18 protein-coding genes are annotated in these 22,684 nt (G+C 74.4%); 8 read left to right on the top strand and 10 right to left on the bottom strand.

Features of this window, described 5'->3' with window-relative positions:
* Positions 1–144: 144 nt before the first annotated feature.
* Complete coding sequence (gene prfB, locus IF99_RS0113710; protein ID WP_030996729.1) at positions 145–1,260, bottom strand: peptide chain release factor 2; 1,116 nt, start codon at positions 1,258–1,260, stop codon at positions 145–147.
* 78 nt (positions 1,261–1,338) lie between these two features.
* Between prfB and IF99_RS0113705 the strand changes: the two genes are divergently transcribed.
* A complete protein-coding gene (locus tag IF99_RS0113705) occupies positions 1,339–2,199 on the top strand; it encodes an LLM class flavin-dependent oxidoreductase (protein ID WP_030996728.1) in 861 nt (286 codons plus the stop codon).
* Positions 2,200–2,273: 74 nt separating this feature from the next.
* Here IF99_RS0113705 and IF99_RS0113700 read toward each other — a convergent pair whose 3' ends face one another.
* Complete coding sequence (locus IF99_RS0113700; RefSeq protein ID WP_030996727.1) at positions 2,274–3,518, bottom strand: serine/threonine-protein kinase; 1,245 nt, start codon at positions 3,516–3,518, stop codon at positions 2,274–2,276.
* Positions 3,519–3,902: 384 nt separating this feature from the next.
* Entirely contained in the window at positions 3,903–5,615 is a 1,713-nt protein-coding gene (locus tag IF99_RS0113695; RefSeq protein WP_030996726.1) for a serine/threonine-protein kinase, read from the bottom strand.
* Between the two features lie 428 nt (positions 5,616–6,043).
* Here IF99_RS0113695 and IF99_RS0113690 point away from each other — a divergent pair, with 428 nt between their 5' ends.
* A complete protein-coding gene (locus IF99_RS0113690) occupies positions 6,044–9,625 on the top strand; it encodes an FHA domain-containing protein (RefSeq protein ID WP_030996725.1) in 3,582 nt (1,193 codons plus the stop codon).
* A gap of 329 nt (positions 9,626–9,954) precedes the next feature.
* Here IF99_RS0113690 and IF99_RS0113685 read toward each other — a convergent pair whose 3' ends face one another.
* Together IF99_RS0113685 and IF99_RS0113680 are read right to left on the bottom strand one after the other, a co-directional pair.
* On the bottom strand, positions 9,955–10,320 hold the full coding sequence (locus IF99_RS0113685) for a hypothetical protein (RefSeq protein WP_030996724.1): 366 nt from the start codon (positions 10,318–10,320) through the stop codon (positions 9,955–9,957).
* Positions 10,321–10,339: 19 nt separating this feature from the next.
* Positions 10,340–10,549, bottom strand: coding sequence for a hypothetical protein (locus IF99_RS0113680; protein ID WP_234340686.1), 210 nt, complete (start codon positions 10,547–10,549; stop codon positions 10,340–10,342).
* A 460-nt stretch (positions 10,550–11,009) separates the two neighbouring features.
* Between IF99_RS0113680 and IF99_RS0113675 the strand changes: the two genes are divergently transcribed.
* The 3 genes from IF99_RS0113675 to IF99_RS0113665 are packed head-to-tail and all read left to right on the top strand — an operon-like array spanning position 11,010 to position 14,690.
* Positions 11,010–12,356: an ABC transporter substrate-binding protein gene (locus tag IF99_RS0113675; protein ID WP_030996722.1), complete on the top strand. Its 1,347-nt coding sequence runs from the start codon at positions 11,010–11,012 to the stop codon at positions 12,354–12,356.
* A gap of 4 nt (positions 12,357–12,360) precedes the next feature.
* Positions 12,361–13,773 (top strand): carbohydrate ABC transporter permease, encoded by a 1,413-nt coding sequence (locus IF99_RS0113670; RefSeq protein WP_030996721.1) that lies wholly within the window; start codon positions 12,361–12,363, stop codon positions 13,771–13,773.
* On the top strand, positions 13,770–14,690 hold the full coding sequence (locus IF99_RS0113665) for a carbohydrate ABC transporter permease (RefSeq protein WP_030996720.1): 921 nt from the start codon (positions 13,770–13,772) through the stop codon (positions 14,688–14,690). The genes IF99_RS0113670 and IF99_RS0113665 overlap by 4 nt, the downstream gene beginning before the upstream one ends.
* A gap of 211 nt (positions 14,691–14,901) precedes the next feature.
* Here the strand turns inward: IF99_RS0113665 and IF99_RS0113660 are convergent, their stop codons facing one another.
* The 5 genes from IF99_RS0113660 to IF99_RS0113640 form a co-directional block, all read right to left on the bottom strand.
* A complete protein-coding gene (locus IF99_RS0113660; RefSeq protein ID WP_030996719.1) occupies positions 14,902–15,126 on the bottom strand; it encodes a hypothetical protein in 225 nt (74 codons plus the stop codon).
* On the bottom strand, positions 15,123–15,560 hold the full coding sequence (locus IF99_RS0113655; RefSeq protein ID WP_030996718.1) for a hypothetical protein: 438 nt from the start codon (positions 15,558–15,560) through the stop codon (positions 15,123–15,125). The genes IF99_RS0113660 and IF99_RS0113655 overlap by 4 nt, the downstream gene beginning before the upstream one ends.
* Positions 15,561–15,649: 89 nt before the next feature.
* The gene (locus IF99_RS0113650; RefSeq protein WP_030996717.1) at positions 15,650–16,486 is read right to left on the bottom strand and encodes a helix-turn-helix domain-containing protein; all 837 of its coding nucleotides are present in this window, start codon (positions 16,484–16,486) and stop codon (positions 15,650–15,652) included.
* Positions 16,483–17,229: a DUF6879 family protein gene (locus IF99_RS0113645; RefSeq protein ID WP_030996716.1), complete on the bottom strand. Its 747-nt coding sequence runs from the start codon at positions 17,227–17,229 to the stop codon at positions 16,483–16,485. The genes IF99_RS0113650 and IF99_RS0113645 overlap by 4 nt, the downstream gene beginning before the upstream one ends.
* A 185-nt stretch (positions 17,230–17,414) precedes the next feature.
* Entirely contained in the window at positions 17,415–18,353 is a 939-nt protein-coding gene (locus IF99_RS0113640; RefSeq protein WP_199806492.1) for an MBL fold metallo-hydrolase, read from the bottom strand.
* A 287-nt stretch (positions 18,354–18,640) separates the two neighbouring features.
* Here IF99_RS0113640 and IF99_RS0113635 point away from each other — a divergent pair, with 287 nt between their 5' ends.
* The 3 genes from IF99_RS0113635 (at position 18,641) to IF99_RS0113625 (ending at position 22,506) form a co-directional block, all read left to right on the top strand.
* The gene (locus IF99_RS0113635) at positions 18,641–20,401 is read left to right on the top strand and encodes a hypothetical protein (RefSeq protein ID WP_030996714.1); all 1,761 of its coding nucleotides are present in this window, start codon (positions 18,641–18,643) and stop codon (positions 20,399–20,401) included.
* On the top strand, positions 20,398–21,987 hold the full coding sequence (locus IF99_RS0113630; protein WP_030996713.1) for a glycosyltransferase family 2 protein: 1,590 nt from the start codon (positions 20,398–20,400) through the stop codon (positions 21,985–21,987). The genes IF99_RS0113635 and IF99_RS0113630 overlap by 4 nt, the downstream gene beginning before the upstream one ends.
* A gap of 141 nt (positions 21,988–22,128) precedes the next feature.
* The gene (locus IF99_RS0113625; protein ID WP_030996712.1) at positions 22,129–22,506 is read left to right on the top strand and encodes a peptidase inhibitor family I36 protein; all 378 of its coding nucleotides are present in this window, start codon (positions 22,129–22,131) and stop codon (positions 22,504–22,506) included.
* Positions 22,507–22,684 lie beyond the last annotated feature (178 nt).

Raw genomic sequence — 22,684 nt, 5'->3', positions numbered from 1 at the left:
CAAGCGCCTTAAGAGCGCCTCGCCCGCCTTCGTACCGCTTTGCGCCTGTGAAGACTCCCGTAAGAAAAGGCTGCGGCAACTCCCCTCACGAAAAGGGAAGTTGCCGCAGGAAGATCAACGCTGGGCCGCGGGCCCGTCCCGGCCTCAGGCGCTCTGCTGCTCCTGCTGCTTGCGCCAGCGGATGCCGGCCTCCAGGAAGCCGTCGATCTCGCCGTTGAAGACGGCCTCGGGGTTGCCGACCTCGTACTCGGTACGGAGGTCCTTGACCATCTGGTAGGGGTGCAGGACGTAGGAGCGCATCTGGTTGCCCCAGGAGTTGCCGCCGTCGCCCTTGAGGGCGTTCATCTTCTCCTGCTCCTCCTGGCGGCGGCGTTCGAGCAGCTTCGCCTGGAGGACGTTCATCGCGGTCGCCTTGTTCTGGATCTGCGAGCGCTCGTTCTGGCAGGAGACGACGATGCCGGTGGGCAGGTGCGTCAGGCGCACGGCCGAGTCGGTCGTGTTGACGCCCTGACCGCCGGGGCCCGAGGAGCGGTACACGTCGACGCGCAGCTCGGACTCGTCGATCTCGATGTGGTCGGTCTGCTCGACCACGGGCAGCACCTCGACCCCCGCGAAGGAGGTCTGGCGGCGCCCCTGGTTGTCGAAGGGGGAGATGCGGACCAGGCGGTGGGTGCCCTGCTCGACGGAGAGGGTGCCGTAGGCGTACGGGACGTGCACGGCGAAGGTCGTGGACTTGATGCCCGCCTCTTCGGCGTAGGACGTCTCGTACAGCTCCGTCTTGTAGCCGAGGCGCTCGGCCCAGCGCAGGTACATGCGCTGGAGGCGCTCGGCGAAGTCGGAGGCGTCGACGCCCCCGGCCTCGGCGCGGATCGTGACGACGGCCTCGCGGGAGTCGTACTCGCCGGAGAGGAGGGTGCGTACCTCCATCTCGTCGAGCGCCTTGCGCACGGCGGCCAGCTCCTGCTCCGCCTCCTCCTGCGTGTCCGCGTCGCTCTCGTCGGCGGCCAGCTCGAAGAGCACGGCCAGGTCGTCGATGCGCCCGCGCAGGCCCTCGGCCTTGCGGACCTCGGCCTGGAGGTGGCTCAGCTTGCTGGTGATCTTCTGCGCCGCATCGGGGTCGTCCCACAGGGACGGAGCCGCTGCCTGCTCCTCCAGGGAAGCGATTTCCTCCCTCATCCTGTCGAGGTCCAGGACGGCCTCGATCGACTCCATGGTGGAGGAGAGGGACTTGAGCTCTTCGGATACATCGACGACTGCCACGTCCATCAGGGTAACCGGGCGGCGGGCGCTCGGGCGAAGCCCGCCCCTCCCGGAGGGGCGCGTGGCAGGCTGACGCGCATGACCGATTACGGGCACGACCTCCTCTTCGGCTCCTTCGTCACCCCTTCCTCGGCCCGGCCCGCCGAGGTCGTGGAGCTCGCCGTGGCCGGTGAGCGCGCGGGTCTCGACCTCGTGACCTTCCAGGACCACCCCTACCAGCCCGCGCTCCTCGACACGCAGGCCCTGCTGGCCTTCGTGGCGGCCCGCACCACGCGGGTGCGCCTCGCGGCGAACGTCACCAACCTGCCGCTGCGCCCGCCCGCCGTCCTCGCGCGTACCGCGGCGACGCTCGACCTGCTCAGCGGCGGACGCTTCGAGCTGGGCATCGGCGCGGGCGGCTTCCGCGACGCCGTCGTGGCGATGGGCGGCCGGGGCCTGCCGCCCGGGGAGTCGGTGGACGCGCTCGCCGAGGCGATCGGCCTGATCCGCGAGCTGTGGGACACCGGGGAGCGCGGTGGCGTGCGCCACAGAGGGACGTACTACACCGCCGACGGCGCCAAGCGCGGCCCGCGCCCGGCCCACGACATCGGCGTGTGGGTGGGCGCGTACGGCCCCCGGATGCTCGCCCTCACCGGGCGCCTCGCCACGGGCTGGCTTCCCTCGTACGACTACCTGAAGGGGGGCACGGCCGCCCTGCCCGCGATGAACGCCCGCATCGACGAGGCGGCACGGGAGGCGGGCCGGGACCCGCGCGAGATCCGCCGCTTCCTCAACATCATGAAGCCGGAGCAGGCGACCGCAAACTTCCTCACGGAGCTGGCCGTGGAGCACGGCATCAGCGGCTTCGTCGTGGGAGGGGACGACGAGGGCGCGATCAGGAGGCTGGGGGAAGAGGTGGCACCGGCGGTGCGGGCGAACGTCGGCCCCTCCGGCCCCTGAGGAGCCGGAGGGCGGGGTGGGCGCCCCGGAGGGGATGCCGCCCCGGGAGACGGGGTGAGCGACGCGGAAGGCGCTCACCCCGAGGTGACGGCAGCCGTTCCTGTCTGCTCGGCCCCGGAATCGCTGTCCTCGCCGCCCGCGACGAGCCACCCCGCCACGGCGAGGATCACCACCGCCAGCCCGGCCCCGACCCCGGTCCGCAGCCGCCTCCGCCGAAGCGCCGCCTCCCTGGCCCGTGCGGAGCCCGGCCGCGGCGCCCCCGGGGCACGCGGCACCCGTGCCGTCCCGTGGGCACCCCCGGACAGCTCGTCCACGCCCGGCACCCTCATGCTCGTGTGCGTGTCCCGGCCCGAGTCCTTGCCCGGGGCCGTCGGCACCAGCGACACCGCGCCGCGCGGCGCCGCGCCGGTCGCGGTCTCCTCACCCACCGCCTCGCCCGGCTCGGCCGGCTCCGGCTGCGGCTCGTCCACCTCCAGGGCCGGGAGCCCGTCGAGCAGCGGTGCCATCTCCCGCAGCCGCTCGGCGAGTTCGGACGCGCGCAGGCGCGAGGCCGGGGCCTTGGCGAGGCACTGGACGAGAAGCTGCCACAGCTCCTCGGGGATGCCGGGCAGCGGGACGACCGTCTCCGTCACGTGCCGCCGCAGGATCGCCCCGGGGTGGCCGCCGCCGAAGGGCGTGAAGCCGGCGAGGAGTTCGTACAGGACCGTCGCGAGCGCGTAGATGTCGACGGCGGCGCGCGGCGGCAGGCCCTCGACGATCTCGGGGGCGCAGTAGTCCGGCGTCCCGATGATCTTCGTGCTGCGGCCCGTGGGCGTGGAGCGGGGGCTGTCGATGAGCTTGGCGACGCCGAAGTCGGTGAGGAGCGCGGGGTGTTCGCCCGCGCGTCCTGGCGTGCCCGACATGTCGAGAAGGATGTTCTCGGGCTTGACGTCGCGGTGCACGACCCCGGCCTTGTGCGCGAAGGCGAGCGCGTCGGCGATGTCCGCGACGATCGCGGCCGCCGCGGCGGGGGCGAGGCGGTGGGCGGAGTCGATGCGCGTGCGCAGGTCGGTGCCGCGGACGGCGTCCATGACGAGCGCCAGGTCGTTGCCGTCCACGACGAGGTCGCGCACGGTGACGATGTGGGGGTGTTCGAGGCCGAGCAGCGCGGTGCGCTCCTGGACGAAGCGGCCGACGAGTTCCTGGTCCGCCGCGAGGTCCTCGCGGAGCAGTTTGATCGCGACGGGCCCCTCGGGTCCGTCGCCGAGCCACACACTCCCCGCGCTGCCCCGCCCGAGGAGCTGGTGTGCGGTGTACCGGCTGCCGATCTTGCGTGCCAAAACTGCTCCGACAGGTCGGGCCCCGGCGCGGCCGGGGACGTGGCGTTGCGACGTTTGCAAAGTCGTGGCGATGCGACGATGCGCAAAGTTACGCGCGTCCTGGGGTCTTCCGTGCCCAGGATCGGCCTTCGCGCCACATCGGGACGGCGATCCGTCCGGTTTTATGGGGGTTCGGTGGCCGAAGACATCCGCCGATTGTCGACTTGTCGCCGCACTCGCCCTCCGCGCGACGCGTCGCCGAGCCGCGCGGCGGGCACTGCTGTGCCGCGCACGACGGGTGCTGCCGTGCCGCGCGACGGGTAAGGCCGAGCCGCGCGGCGCACGAGGGGGAGCGCCGCGCCGGGGCATCGCCCAGGGGGCGGCGGCCCGGCGCACGGCCCGCCGCTAGCCGTTCAGCTTCGAGAACCAGCCCGAGATCTCCTTGACCCAGCTGCCGAGCTGGTCCCAGTAGCCCTTGCCCGTGCCGATCCAGTCCTGGAGCGGGCTGACCTCCCACACGATCCAGCCGACCACGAAGAGGATCACCACGGTGAACAGGCAGCCCTTGAGGCAGCCGAGGCCCGGGATGCGCATCGGGTTGGCGCTGCGGCGGCGCGGCTCACGGGGCTCGCGCGGCGGTCGCGGCTCGCGGCGCGGCGGGGCCTCGGCGGGCGGCGGGGCCTGCCGGCGCGAGGCGGGCGGGGGCGCGTACTGCTGGGGCTGCTGTTGCGGGGGCTGCTGCTGGTACGGCTGCTGGTAGCCGCCCTGCCCGCCCTGCTGGTAGCCGCCCTGCCGGTACGCGGGGGGCTGCGGCGGGTCGTAGGGGCCCGGTTGCGGCGCGTAGCCGTACGGGCCGGGGCCTTGCTGCCGCGGGGGCTGCTGCCGGTGCGGGCGGCGGCGCAGGGGGTCCTCGTCCGGGCCGAGGTACTGGATCTGCGTCTGCTCGTTGCGGTCGCGCGCCGCCCTGAGCTGGTTCTCCCAGGGGTGCGGGGCGTCGGGGTCCGCGCCGGGCGGTACGGGGGGCATGACGGCGGTCGGGTCGGCCTCACCGGGACGGCCGCCCGGCCCCGTACCGGCGCCCTGCCCGGTCGTGGGGAGCACGGAGGTCGGCGCCGCCGGGTCGTGGCCGCCCTGCGGGAAGCCGTCGCGCGAGAGGACCTCGGTCGGGGCCGCGGCGCCCGGTGTCTCCGGTACGGGGGCCGGGTCCGGGTCGGGCGCGAGGAGGGCGTCGACGCCCTCGGCCGCCGCGATCTGCGCGGAGTTGGCGTGCACGCCGACGCCCTCGGCGACGACGCGGAGGGCACGGGCGAGGTTCTCGGCGCTCGGGCGGCGGTCCGGGTTCTTGCTGAGGCAGCGCTCGATAACCGTCCACAGCGGCTCGGGGACGCCCGACGGGCGGCGCGGCTCCTCGCTCAGGTGCCGGTGGAGGACTTCGAGCGCGGACTCGCCCTGGAAGGGCGGGCGGCCGGTGAGCAGCTCGTAGAGGAGGATGCCCGCGCCGTAGATGTCCACGGCGGAGGTCTGCGGGCGGCCCTCGGCGGCCTCCGGGGCGACGTAGGCGGGGGTGCCGACGAACTCCTGCGTGCGGGTGAGGCCGGGGGAGTCGGCGAGGCGCGCGATGCCGAAGTCCGTGAGGAGGGGGTGCAGGCCCCCGTCGGGGTCGTCCTTCAGGAGGACGTTCGCGGGCTTGAGGTCGCGGTGCACGACGCCGTCCGCGTGGCTCGCGACGAGCGCGTCCGCGATCTGCGCGGTGAGCAGGCTCGCGGCGACGGGGCTGAAGGGCCCGTTCTCGCGCAGGTAGCGGTGCAGATCCGGGCCCTCGACGAGGTCCATGACGAGCGCGAGCAGATCGCCCTCGACGACGAGGTCGCGCACGCGCACGATGTTCGGGTGGGTGAGCCGGAGCAGCACCGAGCGCTCGCGCAGGAAGCGCATCACGATGTCCGGATCGTTCGCCAGCTCCTCCTTGAGGACCTTGATGGCGACGGTCTCGCCCGGCTGCCCCTGTACGGCCGCCTCGGCGCCCGCCGGGACGGTCTGGCGCGCACGCCAGACGGTGCCCGTGGCGCCGCGTCCCAGCGGCTCCTCCAGGAGGTACTTGCTGCCTACCGGCCGCACGTCATGCGCTCCCTGATCATCCGGCTCGCCCGCATCCGGGCACCTCTGGGGGCACCGGGCCGGCCGCGTTCGGGGCGGCGGCCCCCGGGGCCGCCGCTTCGGACAGTTCCGCCCACTGTAGTGCGCCGAAACGGCCGGGCGGGGGTGCGCGAAGCCCCGGGACCGTCCCGTTCCTCCCCGGCGGCCCGCCGCCGGACCCTCGTCCTCCGGCCCGCGGAGCGAATGGTTCCGGCCGATCGACCCCGTCCGACATGGAACTTTTCCGACCGGAGCAGATCAATCAAGATCAATCGACGGCGATCGGCGGGCGGGTTGTCTCTGGCAAGTGCGAGGATGCGTGTCTGTACGTACAGGCCGAGTGCCCGTGCGCGACGGGGGCGGAAGCCCTTTCCCGGCGTGCGCGCGCGCAGAGGGGACGCGTGACCGGGATGCAGATTCGGCTCAGCCTCCTGGCACGGAGGGGTGCGGGACGCGACTGCGACGTCCTCGTCACCGCCCCGGCGGGCACCCAGCTCTCGGCGGTCGCCGCCGGGCTGAAGCAGGCGGCCCGCGCGGGCGAGACGACGTCCTCGTGGTGGGTGGACGGCACCCGCCTCGACCCGCACCGCGCGGTGCTCGGGGAGCCGCCGCTCGTGGACGGCGCGGTGCTCGCGCTCGGTGGCCCGGCCGGACCTGGCGGCGAGCCGGACCCGGCGGCACCGCAGCTCCAGGTCGTCTCGGGGCCCGACGCGGGCGGCGTGCACGTGCTGCACGGCGGCGAGGTGCGCATCGGCCGCTCCTCCGACGCCGACGTGACGCTCGACGACCCCGACGTCTCGCGCGCGCACTGCGCCGTCGTGCTCGGCCCAGGGGGCCGCGCGGAGGTCGCCGACCTCGGCTCGACCAACGGCACGACCATCGAGGGCCGCCCCGTCGGCCGCACCCCCCAGCCGCTCCCGCGCGGCGCCCTGCTGCGCGTCGGCGAGTCCGTCCTGCGCGTCGTGGCGGGCGGCACGCAGCCGCCGGTGGCGACGGTGCCGGACGGCGAGGGGCACGTACGGGTACGGGCGGGGGCGGACGACGCGGTGCGGACGGAGGCCGGGGCGGACGACGCGGTGCGGACGGAGGCCGGGACGAACGACGCGGCGCGGGCGGAGGCCGGGGCGCCCCGGAGCCGTACGCCCGAAGCACCTCGCGGCTCCGAGGGACGCCGTCCCTCCGATGGGCCGCGCTCCGCCACCCCCGGCGGTGCCGACGCGACCCACGCCGCCCAGGACCTGCGCGGACCGCGCGCGGCGGGCGAGGCGCGCGGCGCGCGGCAGGCGGGCGAGGCGCGGGACGCGCGGCAGGCGGGCGAGGCGCGGGACGCGCTGGGCGCACGCGACGCGCGGCCGCATCCCTCCGACGGCACCCCCGAGATGGACGCCCCCGCGCCCCAGGACCCGGCCGAGACGAGGACGGTGCGGCGCAAGGGCGGGCTCGGCCTGTGGGGACGGCGGCGCGGCGCCCGCCCGGACGAGACGGCGGCCACGACGGCGGGGCAGGCGCCCTCGCCGGGGCAGGCCCCGCCGAGCGGGCCCGGCGGCACCGCGCCGGAGGCCCCCCTTCCGCCCGTCCCCGCGCCCCGCCCCGCCCGCTCCCCCGAGGCGTGGCCCGATCCCGCCCTCCTCCTGCTCACCGCGCTGGGCCCTGGCCCGCGCCTGTGGGAGCGCGGCCCCGGTCACCCCGAGGCGCTGGCCTGCCGCGTCGGCACGAGCGAGCACCCGCGTCCCGAGGGCGGCGCGCTGCCCGTCCCGCTCACCGTCAGCCTCGCCGAGAGCGGCTCGCTCGGACTCGCGGGCCCGCGCGAACGCCTCTCCGGGCTCGCGCGCGCGGTCCTCGCGCAGTACGCGGCGCTGCACTCCCCCGACATCCTCGAAATCGTCCTGATCAGCACCGATCGCCACCAGCCGCTCAGCGAGCGCGTCGCGCGCTGGGGCTGGCTCGGCTGGCTGCCGCACGTACGCCCGACGCGCGGGCAGGAGTGCCGCGCGCTGCTCGCCTATGACAACGAGCAGGCCGCCGCGCGCTTCGCCGAGGTCCGCGGGCGCACGCCCGGCCAGTACGAGGGACTGCGGACGCTCGTCGTGCTCGACGGCGACCCGGGCACGCCCGCGCTGCGCGAGGCGGCGGCATGGTGCGCGAGCGCGGAGGGGCGCGCGGCGGGGGTGCACCTCGTGTGCCTCGCGGAGACGGCCGCGGCCTCTCCCGCCTCGCCGGTCGCCGAGACCTTCGAGGCGGCGTGCGCGCAGGTCGCGGCGTTCCGCGACTGCGGGGCCGTGGCGCTGCTCAGCGGCGACGTCGCGACGGCCGTGCACGTGCTGCGCACGGCGCGCGGGCGGCTCGCGGGGAACGGCACGACGGGCACCGTGGACGCGGTCTCGGCGGCGTGGGCGGAGCGCTTCGCACGGGCTCTCGCGCCGCTGCGCACGGACGCGGCGCAGGGCGCGCCCCGTACCGCCGCCACGGCGGCCCCGCTGCCCCAGGCGGTGCGGCTGCTCGACGAGCTGGGGCTCGCGCGGGCCACGCCCGCCTCGTTGCTCGCGCGGTGGGCGAGCGCGGCCGAGGAGGCGCCTGGGGGGCGCGTGCTCGGGGTGCTCGGCGCGGGGCCCGAGGGCCCCGCGCACGTGGACCTCGGCGGGGCCCAGGGTCCGCACCTGATCATCGAGGGCCCGGCGGGCAGCGGCCGTACGGAGCTGCTGCGGGCGCTCGCGGCCTCGCTGGCGGCGGGCGAGCGGCCGGACCGGCTCGGGCTCGTCCTCGTGGACGGCGCGGGGGCGCCGCCGGACGGCGCGGGGCTCGGGGTGTGCGCGGACCTGCCGCACGTGACGACGGTGCTGCGCGCCCAGGACCCGGTACGGATGCGGGAGTTCGCGCAGGCGCTGGCGGGCGAGCTGAAGCGGCGGGCACGGCTGCTCGACGGGGGCGACGCGACCTCGGGGGGCGGGGAACCGGTCGTACCGGCGCAGGGAGGGCTGGGGGACACGGCCTCGGGGCGGGTCCGGGCGCGCGGGACGGCGGGGACGGGCCCCCGCCCGGGACCCGCGGCGGGACCGGCCGGCGGTGGGGGTCCCGCGGGCGACGTCGGCGGTACGGGCGCGGGGCCGGGCGCCCCGCGAGCAGCGGCCGTGTCGGTGGCCGCGCGGACGAGCCGCGTACCGGAGCAGGGCGTACGCGCCCGGGTCATGTTCGACCAGGAACAGCCCCCGCACGGACCCTCCTACGAGCGGGAGCGCTCGCGGTACGGCGAGGAGCGGGCCGCGCACGGGCCGTTCGGGCGCCCGCGCGTCCCGTACGACCAGGAGGCGGACCAGCGCCCGGCACCGCACCCGGCGGACGCGACGGCCGCGAACTCCGCCGACCACTCGGAGGCCACGGTCCCCGGGCAGTCGCGCGGCGTGGAGACCGGCGACATCGAGACGGCCCCGAGCCGCACACTCCGCCTGCGCCCGCGCACGTCCTCAGCCGGGCGGAACCCGCTCCCGCGCCTCGTGGTCCTCGTGGACGACGTGGACGCGCTGCTCGACCCGCCGCTCGGTGCGACGGGCCGTCCGGCGGCCGGTTCGGTCGTCCGGGCGCTGGAGGCGGTGGTACGGGAGGGGGCGCGGCTCGGCGTCCACCTGATCGCCGCGGGCGCGCGCACGGAGAAGGCGTCGGCCTCCTACGTGGCGCGCGCGGCGGGGGTACGGGTCGTGCTCGACGCCCCGTCCCCGGCCCCGGAGGACCCGGCCCCGGGCCGCGGACGCCTGCTGACCCAGGACGGGGCGGCCCTCCCCTTCCAGGCGGGCCGCGTGACGGGCCGCATCCCGCGCACGGCCACGCTCCGCCCGACGGTCACCCCGCTGGAGTGGCCGAAAATGGGCGACGCTCCCGAACGCGCCCGCCCGGTCCGCGAGTTGGGCAACGGCCCGACAGACCTCGCCCTCCTGGCCAGCGCGCTGGACCGCGCGGCGAGGGCGGCGGAGGCAAGACCGCAGGAGCCGCTGCTGTAACCGCCCCCCGCCCCCTCCCCCTCACCTGCGGACGCGCCTCGTACCACGACGGGGACATCAGCCCGCCCCCCACGGGCCGCCAGCGGCACGGCGCCGCGCCCCATGGGATGGACAGACCGTTCTCCGCCCGGCTGTCAGGTGGCCTGGCCCGGTGTCGGGCCGGGCCGGGCCGGGCCGGGCCGGGCCGCCGAGGCGACCAGAGCGGCCGGTTCCCTCGGCCGCGTCCCCTCGTCACGACGACCGCACCGGTACGCGAGAGGGGCACAGGTCCTTCTCCCGGGGACGGACGCGGCCGGAACCCCGGCCACGCCGCCACCTTCGTCAGCTTCTCAGTCCCGCTCCGCCTCGATGGCCTCGAAGATGTCCGCGTCCGTCTCCCGCTGCCACTCAGGGAGTTCGGACCAATCGGCCACGTACCCGGGCTTGGGGTCGGTGAAGGCGCGATACATCTGGGCCGTCCAGCTGATCGCGACGAACCGGCTCTTCTGTTCCCGGCTCAGCTTGGCGGCCCCGCCCTCGCTGGCCTCGATCAGGTCCCGTACCTGCGCGTACACCGCTCCGGCCGCCGACCGCTCCCACTCCGGCATCTCGTCCCAGCCGCTCACGTATCCCGGCTTCGGCTCCCCCGGAAAGTGCCGCCGCACCCCTGCGATCCATGCCGCGCGAAACCGCCGCCCGCCCTCGGTGTCCGACATGAAGGTTCCTCTCTTGTCCTCACGTGTGCAGCGAGTCGATCCGCTCGCTGAGTTCCAGAACCCTGCGGTCATGGCCGAACTCGGTGAGCTGGGCTCTCAAGTCCCCGACTCTACGGACGGCGTATCCGGAGGACGACGCCTGAGCAAGGCGTACGGCCTCTCCGCCGTACGCCAGCACTTGCTCGGGGTCCCGCCGCTTCACCCCGATGGACGCCAGGTCCGTGAGCACCGCTCCCCTGCGCCGGTAGGACAGTCCCGTGGCCAGGGCATGATCAAGGGCCTCTCTCAGGGCACTTGCGGCCAGATCGAGCCGCGCGAGGCGCAGGTACATCGAGACCGGACCAGTGATGCGCCCGGCCGCTTCGGCCCGTAGGCGCCGCCGCTCCTTGTCCGGCCGTGCGCACCGCGCGGGGCGTGCCTTGCCCGGGTGGCCCGTTCCGGGTCACAGCACGATCACAAAGGGCCGCGTCCGCGCAGGTCGTGACCTCCCACCCCCTTGCTTCCCGCGAGCGGGCGGGCGTAGATGTGCGGGAGGGGGGAAGAGGCCCCCTCCCGGCAACCACCGGGACACGATTCGTAGTTGAAGCGAGACGGAAGAGAACGGGGCGATGATGCACGCACCTCTTCGGGATGCACGGAGCCGGGCGCCACGCAAGGGCCGGGGGCGGCGCTCGCGCCGGCTGGCGCTCATGGCCGTCGCGGCCGGGACCGCCGTGGCGCTGACCGCCTGCGGCAGCGACGGGGACGGCGGGAAGGACAAGGGGGACGACGCGAAGAAGCCGTCCGCCTCCGCCGAACAGTCCTCCTCCGGCGTCCGGTTGCCCAAGCTCGACGGGCAGACCGTGAAGATCGCCGCCGTCTGGAGCGGGGCCGAGCGGGACGCCTTCGAGAAGGTGCTCGCCGACTTCGGGAAGCGGACCGGGGCGAAGACGGAGTACGTCGCCGCGCAGGACCCGGTCATCGGCTTCCTGGAGTCGAAGATCGCCGGTGGTGGTCAGCCGGACGTGGCCATGCTGCCGCAGGTCGGCGCGATCCAGCAGGCCGTGGAGCGCAAGTGGGCGAAGCCCCTGGGGCCCGAGGCGCAGGCCGAGCTGAAGAAGAACTACGGGCAGGGCTGGCAGGATCTCGGCGCGGTCGACGGCAAGCAGTACGGCGTCTACTTCAAGGCCGCGAACAAGTCCCTCGTCTGGTACAACACCGCCGTCTTCGACAACGCGGGCGCCGAAGTCCCCACCTCGTGGGCCGACTTCCTGAAGACCGCGCAGACCGTCGCCGACTCCGGCGTCACGCCCGTCTCCGTCGCGGGCGCGGACGGCTGGACGCTCACGGACTGGTTCGAGAACATCTACCTCTCGCAGGCGGGCCCGGAGAAGTACGACAAGCTCGCGCGGCACGAGATCAAGTGGACCGACCCCTCCGTGAAGCAGGCGCTCACGACGCTCGGCCAGCTCTTCGGCAAGCCCGACCTGCTCGCGGGCGGCGCGAAGGGCGCGCTCGCCACCGAGTTCCCCGCCTCGGTCACGCAGACCTTCACGGGCGGCGACCAGCCGAAGGCCGGAATGGTCTTCGAGGCGGACTTCGTCGGCATCAACATCGCCGAGACGGACGCGAAGATCGGCACCGACGCGAAGGTCTTCCCCTTCCCTGCTGTGGGCGGCGGGCAGGCTCCGGCGGTGGTCGGGGGTGACGCGGCCGTGGCGCTCAAGGACTCCGAGGGCGCGCAGGCGCTGCTCACGTACCTCGCCTCGCCCGAGGCCGCCGCGATCTGGGCGAAGACCGGCGGGTTCATCTCGCCGAACAAGGCGCTCGACACGTCCGCGTATCCGAACGCCGTGCAGCGCGGCATCGCCGAGGCGCTGCTCAAGGCCGGGGACGACATCCGCTACGACATGTCGGACCAGATGCCGCAGTCCTTCGGCGGCTCGCCCAACAAGGGCGAGTGGAAGGCGCTCCAGGACTTCCTCGCGAAGCCGAAGGACGTCACCGCGGTCCAGCAGCGGCTGGAGCGGGACGCGGCCAAGGCGTACAAGGACTGACGGGATGGCCACCGAAGCGGCGGGGGGTGCCGGTCCCGTACCGGTGCCCCCCGCGTCCCCCGGCGGGAGCGTGCCCGCGCCCCGTACCGCCCCCGACGGCCCCGGGAACCGGGGCCCCCAGTCCGTCACCCGCACGCGTCGTTCGCTCGCCTTCCTCTTCCTGCTCCCCGCGCTCGTCCTGCTCGGCGCGCTCGTCCTCTACCCGATCGTGTGGAACGTCGTCCGGAGTCTCTTCGACTCCTCGGGGGACGACTTCGTCGGCCTCGGGAACTACGGCGAGATGTTCTCGGACCCGAACATCAGGACGGCGATCAAGAACAACGCGATCTGGCTCGTCGTGGCGCCGACCGTCGCGACGGCGCTCGGGCTCGTGCTCGCCGTCCTCACCGAACGCATCAAGTGGGGAACGGCGTTCAAGCTGCTCGTCTTCATGCCGATGGCGATCTCGATGCTCGCCTCGGGGATCATCTTCCGGCTCGTGTACGAGCAGGACCCCGACCGGGGCGTCGCGAACGCGGTCGCCGTGACCGTGCACGACACCTTCGCGGAGTCCTCCGCCTTCCCGAAGGCCCATCCGCGCCCCCGCTCGGCGCTGGAGGCGGTCAAGGGCGGGGCGTTCTTGACGAAGGAGCCGGTACGGGCCGGAACGAACGTTCTCCTCCCCCTCGTCGGTGTCGCCCCCGACGTCATGCCCGACAGCGCGAAGCCCGCCGCCGTGCCCGCTCCCGGCAAGGACGGGGAGATCACGGGCACGGTCTGGCAGGACTTCACGAAGGGCGGGGGCGGCACGCTCGACAAGGTGGACCCGAAGGAACTCGGTTACCCGGGGATGCGGGTCGAGGCCGTGAAGGACGGCAAGGTGGTCGCCTCCGCGAAGGCCGGCGCCGACGGCCGCTTCACACTCCCCGCGGAGGCGGACGGCGCCCGTCTCCGGCTCCCGGCCGACAACTTCCGCGAGCCGTACGGCGGCATCAACTGGCTCGGTCCCTCGCTCGTCACGTGGTCGGTCATCGGCGCGTACGTGTGGATGTGGGCCGGGTTCGCGATGGTGCTCATCGGGGCGGGACTCGCGGGCCTGCCGCGCGAACTCCTCGAAGCGGCACGGGTCGACGGGGCCGGAGAGTGGCAGGTCTTCCGCCGGATCACCGTACCGCTGCTCGCGCCCGTGCTCGGCGTCGTGCTCGTCACGCTCATGATCAACGTGCTGAAGATCTTCGACCTCGTCTACGTGATCCCGCCGGGCTCGGCGCGCGACGACGCGAACGTCCTCGCCGTCGAGCTGTACAACACGGCCTTCGTGGACGGGGACGCGGGCGTGGCGAGCGCCATCTCGATCTTCCTGTTCATCCTGGTGGTGCCGGTGATGCTGCTCAACATCCGCAGGCTGCGCAGGGAACGCAAGGAGGAACGCCGATGACCGCCGCCGTACCCGGGACGGTCCCGGAACCCACGAGCACCGCTACCGGCAGGCGCCCCGGCAAGGGCGAGTCGTTCGCCGCCCGCGCCACGCGCCTCGCGGCGGGCGGTGTGCTGCGGATCTTCCTGCTCGCCGTCGCCGTGTTCTGGCTCGTGCCGACGATCGGGCTTCTGATCTCCTCGCTCCGCTCGCCGTCCGACATCGCGAACGACGGCTGGTGGAAGGTCCTCACGAGCCCGGCCCAGCTCACGGTCGAGAACTACGGCAACCTGCTCGACAACAGCGCGATCACGCACAGCCTGTGGTCGACGGTGCTCATCACCGTGCCGTCCACGCTCCTCGTCGTGGTGATCGGCTCGCTCGCCGGATACGCCTTCGCCTGGATGGACTTCCCGGGCCGGGACGGCTGGTTCCTGCTCGTGGTGGGGCTGTTGGTCGTGCCCGTGCAGGTCGCGCTGCTGCCGGTGTCCGAACTCTTCGGCTGGATAGGGATCTTCGAGTCCACGATCGGCGTGATCCTTTTCCACGTCGCCTTCGGACTGCCCTTCGCGGTCTTCCTGCTGCGGAACTTCTTCGCGGAGATCCCGCGCGAACTCCTCGAAGCTGCGCGGCTCGACGGCGCGGGCGAACTCCGCCTGTTCACCCGCGTCGTGATGCCGCTCGCGGGCCCGGCGATCGCCTCGCTCGGCATCTTCCAGTTCCTGTGGGTGTGGAACGACATGCTCATCGCGCTGATCTTCGCGGACTCCGGCAGCCCGCCGATCACGGTCGCGCTCCAGCAGCAGGTACGGCAGTTCGGCAACAACGTGGACATCCTCGCCCCGGGCGCCTTCCTGTCGATGCTCATCCCGCTCGTCGTCTTCTTCGCCTTCCAGCGGCAGTTCGTATCGGGGGTGATGGCGGGAGCGGTCAAGTAGGCGGCCAGGGGCCGCTGTTCCTCGTACGCGCCGACCGGGGCGCCCGAGGAACAGCGGCCCCTGCCACGTGCGCGGAGCACGCCTCCGGCGGGAACGGGTCCGCGGCGCCGCACGGGAGCGGGTCCGGGCTGCCGCACGGGAGCGGGTCCGTGTTCCCCTGTGAGTCAGTCCGCGTTCCCTCCAGGGGGCGCGTCCGCGTTCCCTGCGACGTTCATGGTGTCGGCCCCCTGGTGCCGACGTGGACGTGTGCGCAGTTGGGGCAGGCGCGTGGGAACCAGGCGCGGGCGGTGCGGGTGGCGGGGCGTGCGCCGAGGTCGATGTCGCTGATGCCGGGGTCGAGTGGCGTTTCGCACCACACGCAGGCGCGGCCTCGTCGCTGCTCGTCGGTGAGCGTTTCCACGGCGGGCAGGGCGACCTTGCCGGTGGGCACGCTCACCGTGCTGTTGCCCTGGCCGGGCCGAACGCGGCGCCGAGCGGTGCTGCGGGCGTGAGCTGCCCGCTTCCGTCCGGCGGGAGAAGCCACAACCGTCGGCTGCCGATGCCCTCGTGCGGGCTGTCGAGTGCCCAGCCGCGTGGGTGGACGGTAAGCCGACGGAGGTCGGCGAGGTCGTCCGCCTCCTCGGCCGGAACGAGCCACCGGGCGAGCGGTTCACGAACGGAGGCGAGGACGGGCCCGGGCGCGCCCGTGGGGCGGATGGCGCACATGGCGTCGATGCTGGGACAGAGCGGCGCTTGAGCGACCCGCCGGGCGCCGGTGGAGGGGACGGGTACGAGCCGGTCGTCGTGCGTCCATGTGCGGAGTGCTTGCTGTGGGTTCGCCACGGTGTGCGTGAGCCAGCGACACCCGATCTCACCCAGGATGATCATCATGACACGGACCGTAGACGCGGGCGCGAATCAGGGGCCCGCGTGATTCTCCGTGATTCTTCCGCTCGGCCGGGGGATGCGCGGGGATTCGCTCAGTGCACGTCCACGCCGGCCCGCGCCCGGCTGATGAGCCGGTGAGCGTGGGCCCCGTACACGGCCGCCGAGGCGAGCGCGTCCCACACGCGGCGGTAGAGGGTGACGCTTTCGCTGTCGTCGAGCCACAACTCCGCGTGCCAGTCCTCGGCGATGGCGAGGCGGTCGTCGTACAGCCAGAAGCCGTTGGCGGGCGGGATGCGTACCTGTGCGCCGAAGGGGATGATGCCGAGGCGTACCGTGTCCAGGCCGATCACGCCGCCGAGGCGGTCCAGTTGCGCGGCGAGGACGTGCGGGGCGCACACACCCGCGTGCAGCGCGGCCTCCCACATGAGGATGTGGAACACCCGCCCTTGCCCGTACAGGAGATCCTGACGGCGGATGCGGGCGCGCACGGCGTCGTCCACATCGCGCACGGACTGGTGAAGGTCCTGGTAGCGGTGGAAGACCGCGCGGGCGTAGTCGGGAGTCTGGAGCATCCCTACGACCATCGAACTCGACCACGCGCGCAAGACGGTGGAGCGCTCGTACTCGACGGTGAGCGTGTCCTGCACCGGGCGGTGCCCGGCCCGCAGTTGGCGGCGCCACGAGCGGATGTGCGACTCCAGGCCCGTGAGACGCGCGCACAACTCCCCGGCCGCCTCCGGATGCCCCGTCGCCTCCGCCCACGCCCGCAAGTCCTCAGCGGTGGCGGACTGACGGCCCGTCTCCAGTTTCGACACCTTCGACTGCGGCCAGCCCAGCCGGGCGGCCAGGTCCCGGCCGGTGACCCCGGCACGCAGCTCACGAAGGCGCGCACCGAGGGAGACCCGGCCCTGCTGGTAATCGGTGGTCACACGCCGAAGGTAGCGCCCGCCTGGTCGAAGGGCACGGCGAAGTGCTCGGCCGCCTCGCGTACCTGCGCGTACCGCACGACCTCCACCGGGTTCGTGATCAGCTCGACGCCCGTCATGGCGTCCTCCGCGTCGAAGTGGAGCAGTGCGACGACGCGGCCGTCGAACAGCCAGAAGTCTTCCGCCGGGAGGTCCAGTTCCTCGGCACGCGAGCGGGGCAGCACATGGATGCGCTCGCCGACAGCGGTGTTGCGGCGCGCGTTGTCGAGCAGGTAGCGCTGACCCTCGGTCGCGGGCTCGTCCAGGACACGCACCCGCTCGAAGCGCTTGCCGAGCGCCGCCTGCTCACGCCGGTTCACGCACCACGGGTCGTCCAGGTCCCAGCTCACGCGGCCTTCCGCGACGAACTGCGCGTAGGTGTCGGTGGCCTCGTCCTCCGCGTACCGGCGGCGAGTCTCCAGTCGCCACGCCGAATGCTTGACCTTGGCGAACATCCCGCCGAATTCCTCGAGGCTGATCCACCGCGGCACGTGTACGGGCTCCTTCGGGCCGAAGTTCGCCAGCAACTCCCGCGGTACCGTCACCGCTCCCTCGGCCGGCGTCAGGTTGTCGAGCTGGTCCAGCTCTCCCGGGTCGGTCACCCGGTCGCCCTGGACCACGTACCGATCCGTGCCCGGCACCTCGTACAGCGTCGGGCACCCGTCGTTGCCGGAGTTCGTACCCACCTTGCGCAGACGACGCGACATGCTTCCCCCTCGGGGCCGTGTGGATGATGCCGGGACCGTAACCCCCGAAGGAATCACCCACCAGAGCACCTGGGCGCTGCCCCCGGACACCTCTGTCAGGCCGCTGAGATGGCTGCGTCTTCGGCGTTCGCGATCGAAAGACTCCGGATAGCGGGTCGAGGTTTCGAAAGCGGCAACTCGCCGCTTCAGGGCGCTTGTTGGTCTCCAGCAAAGGGTGCGTCCCGGACATCTCCCGCGTCCCCCTCGTCCAGGGGTTGCCAGGCCGGGCCCGAGGGGCTGGGGCGGACGTGGCCGAAGACGACGTCGGCGAAGTGGACGCCGAAGCCGAGTGTGGCGGGCTCCCGCAGTTCGGCCACGAGGCGGCGCCGGTGCTCGGCGGCAGCGGCGGGATCGTCGTCCCAGACGCACCTCCACTCGGGGTGGTCCACCTGGATCGGCAGGTGCAGCGAGTCGCCGAAGGCGATCAGGCGGTGCCCGCCGCCGGTGATCACGAACTCGGTGTGCCCGGCGGTGTGCCCCGGGGCGAACCTGGCCCGGACGCCGGGGAAGATCTCCTCCCCGTCGGCCACCGTGCGGACCTGCGGCGCGAGCGCGGTGAGGGTCTCCTGCTGCCCGGCCTTCGGCCTCCGGTACCGCGCCCACTCCGGCTCGGCGACCAGGTACGCGGCGTCGGTGAAGGCGGGCCGGTCGGCACCGGGGGCGATGTGGGCGGCCCAGCCGACGTGATCGGGGTGCAGGTGGCTGAAGGCCACCGCCTCGATCCGGTCCGGGCGGCGGCCCAGCGCGGCGAGGTTGTCCAGGAGCGCGCCCCCGTGCGCGGGCCCGTTCGGCGTCGCCGGATCGGCGGGCAGGGCGTACGGGCCGAGACCCGCGTCGATCAGCAGCGCGCGGTCGCCGTGCTCGATCAGGAGGCTGCCGACGCTCGCCACCACGTAGCCCGAGGCGTCCAGGTACTCGGGGTGCTCCGCCCAGGTCCGCTCCGTGGTGTCCGGCAACCACGCGCCCGGCCGCCCCAGCAGCACCCCGTCCGGGACATACGACACCCTCGTCGCGCCCAGCCGCAGCGAGCGGCCCGTCGCGGGCCGCCGCAGTCGCTCGTCCGGGTAGGCCGATGCATCCGCCATGTCTCCCGCCCCCTCTCCGTCCGTCGCACCTCGCGTTCGCCCTCTGCGAGCATCGTCGCTCACGCGCTCCGGCACCCGGGTCCGCCACGAGCCATCGCCGCCCCTCCCCCGGCCACAGGTCCCGCACGCCGCAGCTCACGCGCGTGGGCAGCGCGGGCCTCCCCCGGCCCCCATACTTCGTATTGACCAATTAGTACGCTTTCAGGTGGTTTGCGCCCCGCCTGCGTGGGACGGATCTCCTGTCCGGCCCGTACGGGCGCCGTCCCCCGAGAGGAACCCCGCTCACCGTGGATTCCACCGACGCCCGGGCCCCGCACACCCCCGTCCCGCCCCCCTCGCCGCCCCGTGTCCACCGCCGCCGCAATCCGCCGGGTGCCACCGCGACCCGCGCGCTCGGCCGCTGGCGGCCGACGCCCTTCTTCGTCTTCGGCGGCCTCTTCTGGATCGGCGTCAGCCTCCTCGCGCTCTCGGTGCAGGCGTGCTGCGACCTCGGGCAGCACGCGGCGGTCGTCGAGCGGCTGCGCGCGAGCCTGCTGCACCCGCGCCACCCGGCGGCGGACCTGCCGGGCGCTGGCAGCCCGTACTACTCGCCGTACGCGCTCGCCGAAGGGGTGCTCGCCCGGCTCTTCGGGCTGAGCGGCTGGGAGACGGTGCGGCTCGCCGCGCCCGTGAACCTGCTCGTGGTCCTGCTCGGGCTCAACGCCTTCGTGAAGCGGTTCACCGCGAGCCGCTGGGCCTCGACGGTCGCCCTCGCGCTGATGGTGACGCTCTGGGGCACGGAACCGCTCGTGTGGAGCGGCTTCGCCGGGCTCGTCTCGCTCCCCGTCGTGGCCGGGTACCCGAGCACCTTCGCGCTCGGCCTCGCCCTCCTGACCTGGGCGTACGCGGCACAGCTGACCGATCCCGAGCGCGCGGACCCGCCCTCGCGGTGGGCACGGGGCGGGCTCGGGGCGCTGTGCGGGGTGCTGCTGCTCGTGCACCCGGTCAGCGGGGTGGCCGGGGTGCTGGGGACGGCGGTGCTGGTACTCGCACGGGTACGGGGCGAGAGCGGGACGCCCGTGCCGGAGGCGTCACCGGAGCCCGCGCGGGGCGTGGCCGAGGAGCCCGTACGGACAGGGGCCGGAGGGCCCGCGCGCCGTACCCCGAGCACCCGCTCCGGCGCCCCCGCCCGGCTCCGCGCCCCCGCCCGGCTCCGCGCCCGCACCACGCTCCGCGCCTGGGCCGCCTGGTGGCCCGTCCCGCTCGGCGCCGTCCTGGCCGCGCTCGCCTGGCTGCCCTGGTTCGACGTCCTCGCGCTCGGCGCCGGCTCCGGCGTGCTCGATCCCCCGCACGCCGCGCTCTACACCGGCCTCCTCGGGCACTTCTGGCTCCTCGGCCTCGTCGCGCTCCCCGCCTTCGCCTTGCGCCTGCGCCGCGACCCGCGCGACGCGCTCGCGTGGATGTGCGCGGCGTGCGTCGCCGTCGCCGGGTACGCCTGGGCGTCGGGGCACTTCACGTACGGGCGGGTCCTCGGCCTCGCCGTGCTGCCCGCGCAGGTCGCGGTGGCCGTGGAGGTGACGCGGGCCGGGCGGGGGCGCGCGCTCAAGGGGCTCGCGGTCGTGGCGGCGGCGGGCACCGGCTTCGCCTTCGCGCAGTCCGGCGCCGTCCTGCCCGAGAAGTGGACCCCGCCGCAGACGCGGCGGCTGCCCGACTGGCCCTCGTACGCGTGGGCGGCCTCGTCGGTCCGTCCGGGCGAGCCGGTCCTGACCGACCAGCGCGAGGGGGTGCGGAGCCTGCCGGGCTTCGGGATCGACACGGTCGCGCCCGTCTGGCCGGACCCCGCGCTGCCCGAGAAGGAGCGGCGGGCGCGGTGGCGGGCGACGCACCGCTACCTGTCCGGCAGGGCGGGCGCGGCGGAGCGCGCGGAGATCGCGCGGCGGTACGACATCCGGTGGCTGCTGCTCTCGCGGTGGCAGCGCGTCCCGAAGGAGGCGAAGGTGCTGGACTTCAGCCGCGAGACGGGCGAGGTACTCGCCAGACTCCCCGACCGGAAGGGGGGCGCGCGATGACGGCCGCCGGAGGAGTCACCGTCGTCGTGATCGGCTACAACGACGCCGCCCACCTCGCCGACGCCGTCAACTCGGCGTGCGCGCAGGGGGACGTGGTCCGCGAGGTGATCGCCGTGGACGACTGCTCGACGGACGGCAGCCCCCGTCTGCTCGCCCGCATGGCCGCGCGCGAGCCGCGCCTGCGCGTCGTGCGGCGCACGGTCAACAGCGGCGGCTGCGGAACCCCGCGCAACGAGGGCCTGGCACACGCGACCTCGCCGTACGTCCTCTTCCTGGACAGCGACGACGTGCTCCCGGCCGGCGCCGTGCGGGCCCTCCTGCGCGCGGCGCAGGCGCACGACGCGGACGTGGCGGGCGGTCTGTGCGTGCGGCGCGAGCTGCCGGGCGGGCGTGAACTCCCGTGGCAGCGCGAGCTGTACGCCAAGGAGCGCACGCTCGACGAGCCGGCCGCGCTCCCCCGGGTCGCCGCCGACACGCTGTGCGTGAACAAGCTGTACCGCACGGACTTCCTGCGCGCCCACGCGATCCGCTTCCCGCCGGGGCGCTACCTCTACGAGGACTTCGTCTTCACGGCGCGGGTCCTCGCGGCGCGCCCGCGTATGGCGCTCGTACCGGACCGGGTCTACCTCTGGCACGTACGGCGCGACAGGCGCCGTCGTTCGCTCTCCCTCGACAGGGACGGGGTCGAGAACTGGCGCGCGCGGGTGCGGGCGCACCGGCAGGCGGTGGCCGAGCTGTCGGGGCAGCCGCGTCTCGTCCGGGCGGCGCGCGCCGGTTTCCTCGATCGCGGACTGCGCATGTACGTACGGGAGTTGCCGCGCCACGATCCCGCGTACCAGCAGGCGTGGTGGAAGCTGGCGCGCGCGTACCTGACGGCGTTCGCGCCGGGGGACATCGCCGCGGCGGTCGCTCCGGCGCGCACGGCGGCGGGGGTGGTGCGGAACGCGGCGACGCCGCGCGACCTGGGCCGCCTGCGGGACCTGGTGTCCAAGCCGTCGCGCCTCCTGCCGCCGTACGCGCGCGACGCGGACGGCGCCCCGGTGTGGGCCGCCGACCTGCCCGGCGTCTCGCTGGCCCGCCTGGAGCACACCCCGATGGACCGCCTGCCGCTCACGGTGGACGCGATCCTCAAGCCGTCGGCGCGGGGCAGCCGGCTGCGGCTGCGCCTGCACGAGCTGTACGGGCGCGTCGAGGAGGCGGGGCCGGTCGCGGTCCAGGCGGCGCTGGTCCACCGCGACACGGGCCGTGTCGTGCAGCGCCGCAGCGCGAGCCTGGCCCCCGGACCGGCTCCGGGGACCTGGACGGCGTCGCTGCGCCTGCGCCTGACGGAGCTGGAGGCGGGCACGTGGGACGTGTGGCTGATGCTCGCCTTCGCGGACGGCACCACGCGCACCACCCGGCCGCGCGCCCTCTCCTCGCTGGGCCACCTCCGCCGCACCGCCATCCCGAGCCGCCGCCACGGCCTCGTCCTGGTGCACCCCTACGCCACGCACTCCGCCGCGCTGGCGCTGCGCGTCGCGCCGGGGGCGCGCGGGATGGGGGACGTGGTGCGGCGGAAGGTGGAGCGGTGGGTGGGGACGGGGTGAGGGGCGCGGGGGCGGACTCGCGGGCGCTCGGGGGAGGGCTCGGTGGTGTGTGCTGGGGGGCGGGGAGTTTTCGGGGGCGGAGGCGTGGCGAAGCTGTTCGCGGCAGGGGGACAGCCTTCCGACCAGTCAGAGGAGCGCCTCATGGGCCGTATGTCTTCGTTCGCCGTCTCCGCCGTCGCCCTGAGCGTGGCGGCGCTCGGCGCGGTCCCCGCGGCTGCCGCCGCACCCCGGCAGAGCCCCGCGGCCTACAGCTGCACCGCCGGGTACTTCTGCATCTACACCGGCTGGAACGGCACCGGGACCCGGTGCCAGTGGTCCCAGTCGAAGCTCGCCAACACCGCCGACAACTGCTCGTTCATCCAGCGTGGTACACCCGTCCGCTCGCTCTACAACCGCACCGGCCACCGCGTCCAGTACTACACCCAGACCAACTACAAGCACCGCGTCGGCTCCACACCGAAGAACGGCAAGGGCAACCTCCAGGGCAACTACCAGATCCGGTCCTTCAAGCCGCAGTAAGCGGTAGGGACGGCGGGGCGGGGAGCACTCCCCGCCCCGCTCCGGCACGGGCGGCGGGTTCGGTCGGCCCGTGCCGGAGGGAGATCACCCGCGACGCCCGCCCGGTACGGCCGCTGCCCGCGTCGCGCCCCCGGCCGCACGGCACCCACCCGCATGAGCACCGCCCGCCCCCGCCCGC

The sequence above is a fragment of the Streptomyces sp. NRRL F-5630 genome, assembly GCF_000719475.1.
Classification (GTDB): Bacteria; Actinomycetota; Actinomycetes; order Streptomycetales; family Streptomycetaceae; genus Streptomyces.
This window is presented reverse-complemented; position numbering and strand designations above follow the sequence as displayed.

What these genes read in the sequence shown, in the direction of transcription:
- IF99_RS0113670 (WP_030996721.1), top strand. Translation starts at nt 12,361, where the DNA reads ATGGCCACCGAAGCGGCGGGGGGTGCCGGTCCCGTACCGGTGCCCCCC.
- IF99_RS0113665 (WP_030996720.1), top strand. Translation starts at nt 13,770, where the DNA reads ATGACCGCCGCCGTACCCGGGACGGTCCCGGAACCCACGAGCACCGCT.
- IF99_RS0113625 (WP_030996712.1), top strand. Translation starts at nt 22,129, where the DNA reads ATGGGCCGTATGTCTTCGTTCGCCGTCTCCGCCGTCGCCCTGAGCGTG.
- IF99_RS0113690 (WP_030996725.1), top strand. Translation starts at nt 6,044, where the DNA reads ATGCAGATTCGGCTCAGCCTCCTGGCACGGAGGGGTGCGGGACGCGAC.
- IF99_RS0113645 (WP_030996716.1), bottom strand. Translation starts at nt 17,229, where the DNA reads ATGTCGCGTCGTCTGCGCAAGGTGGGTACGAACTCCGGCAACGACGGG.
- IF99_RS0113685 (WP_030996724.1), bottom strand. Translation starts at nt 10,320, where the DNA reads ATGTCGGACACCGAGGGCGGGCGGCGGTTTCGCGCGGCATGGATCGCA.
- IF99_RS0113675 (WP_030996722.1), top strand. Translation starts at nt 11,010, where the DNA reads ATGGCCGTCGCGGCCGGGACCGCCGTGGCGCTGACCGCCTGCGGCAGC.
- IF99_RS0113630 (WP_030996713.1), top strand. Translation starts at nt 20,398, where the DNA reads ATGACGGCCGCCGGAGGAGTCACCGTCGTCGTGATCGGCTACAACGAC.
- IF99_RS0113705 (WP_030996728.1), top strand. Translation starts at nt 1,339, where the DNA reads ATGACCGATTACGGGCACGACCTCCTCTTCGGCTCCTTCGTCACCCCT.
- IF99_RS0113655 (WP_030996718.1), bottom strand. Translation starts at nt 15,560, where the DNA reads ATGATGATCATCCTGGGTGAGATCGGGTGTCGCTGGCTCACGCACACC.
- IF99_RS0113640 (WP_199806492.1), bottom strand. Translation starts at nt 18,353, where the DNA reads ATGGCGGATGCATCGGCCTACCCGGACGAGCGACTGCGGCGGCCCGCG.